The 2,000-nt window shown below is 33.2% G+C and carries 3 protein-coding genes; all 3 read left to right on the forward strand.

What is annotated here, in order from left to right:
* Positions 1-205: 205 nt before the first annotated feature.
* The gene (locus JCM19033_RS21580) at positions 206-394 is read left to right on the forward strand and encodes a hypothetical protein (protein WP_054637879.1); all 189 of its coding nucleotides are present in this window, start codon (positions 206-208) and stop codon (positions 392-394) included.
* Positions 395-768: 374 nt separating this feature from the next.
* Positions 769-1,245 (forward strand): hypothetical protein, encoded by a 477-nt coding sequence (locus JCM19033_RS21585; protein ID WP_054637880.1) that lies wholly within the window; start codon positions 769-771, stop codon positions 1,243-1,245.
* Between the two features lie 286 nt (positions 1,246-1,531).
* A partial coding sequence (locus tag JCM19033_RS21590; protein ID WP_054637881.1) for a transposase family protein occupies positions 1,532-2,000 on the forward strand: 469 nt, incomplete at its 3' end.

Here is a 2,000-nt window from a genome sequence, read left to right on the forward strand (position 1 = left end):
TAAAATAAAACAGTTATATTATATGAGAAATATAGTGAATATATAAGGTAACATACATTAGAGAATATAATTAATAGAAAAGGAAGTTAATGTATGGAATTAGAGGATTATTTAGATAGTATTAATCAAATTGCTAGAAAGAGTTATTTGGACTACATGAAGCATTAAAATATGTTGAAGAACATCTAAATGGTCAAGTGGACTCATGACAGAGTTAGTTTCATTTAGAGAAGAAATACTAGTCGAGGAAGATAAAAATACTCCTGGAATAAATGCAATTCTGGGAAGTAAATATTTTGAAGAGTATAGCTACCAAAAAAGGCTTGCAATATGTTGCATTGTTTCTGAAATATGTAGTGAAAGCATGAAGTACCATTATTTAAAAAGGATTTGAAGATTATAACGAACAACAAACAATATTCATAGATGAACCTTCCCTATTTGAAGAACTTAGAGAGAAGGATGGAAGCTTAGACTATGAGTTATTGAAATGTACTTCATTAAACATTATATATCCAGGATATAATTGATGATATATAACGTAAATATTATGAGGTTGACGGCCACTTACCACCTAAACTGCTTGAACATCTATGGGATATTAATAATAGGGATAAAATATTTATTCGAATAAATCCTCATTCTGTATATGAAAAGGATACTTTTCCAGGACTTGTTCTAAATGAGGAGGAATTAATTCCACCTAATCCTCGCTGGATCAAAGAGTTACGTATTTACAATGGACAAAAAGAAGGTTGTTCATTTTTCTTGGATGATTATGATGATGAGTACCTTAGAGTAAATAAAGGAGATTATCTTGCTGAACAAAAGTATAATGACAGATATTTAAAGAAAGTAAAAAGATTAGATGTAATCGCCAAACGTAGTAACGATGGTAACCTTAGTATGATGTTAGAAGAGTTATCTTATGAAATGGAGGATCATGGTTTACTTATAGGGCGATGCATACATCTTGATACGGATTATATAATCGGTTCAAATTTTGAAGAGACTAAACTAAATCATCTTGATTGTGCTATTAACATATATAGCGGTGACAATATAGTAAAAAGAATGGATGAAAACCTAGCACATGGTGAAAAGGTTACGAAGGCAAATCCAAGAATACATTTAATTAGAATAAATGACATACCTTTTAAGGAATTACTTAATATTGCCTTTTTGTTTTTCAAATCAATAACGTTGACACGAGAATGGGTTGATTCGCAGTTTAAACATAAATAAGAACCTACACTCAAACTGTGAGTTCTTAAAACTTAAGCCTTTAAGATTGTTATGACAGTTACTTCACGTGCCGATTTCATGCCAGATTGAATTTATTGTACATTTTAAGCTATTTGAAGAATTGCCTTTATATCAAGGGAGCTTTTTTATAACAATAGTGTTAATGTAGTTAGTGCTTGTTTTTAGGCTGCTAATTCAACATAACCATACTCTGTAACTGCTAGACTAAGTTGGTTCTTACGAGCTTTTGGTGAGGTTAAAATACAATCTTATAGGGGAATAGTGAATGAAAAAGGGAGTTTTGGCGATGTTTTCTCATTCCCTGAATTATAAGCCAATCGAAGGGATGAACATTCTGTCTCTTACAGAAACAGAAGAAGACATTGAAGTCATTGCAGAAATGAAAGAAAAAACGGCAAAGTGTCCAACCTGCCACGAGGTAACTGATAAAAGGCACAGTCGCTATCCACGTTTGGTGAGAGACCTTCCCATAAATGGAAAAACAGTGAGTTTGCTTCTTATGACAAGAAAATGGTTTTGTCACACAGCCGGCTGCGAGGTGAAAGTCTTTACTGAAAGAGTGGAAGGTGTGGCCCCTTACCAACGGAAAACTAACCGATTACAGGAATTACTTCATGAACTTGCTTTTTCTATGAGTGCTAAAGCAGCTGAACGTATTAGTCACACCCTTGGCACCCCCACTAGCCATGATACGTTTCTCTATTTCATTCGTTCTACTTCAACTGATACATCAA

Source organism: Thalassobacillus sp. C254, from assembly GCF_001310615.1.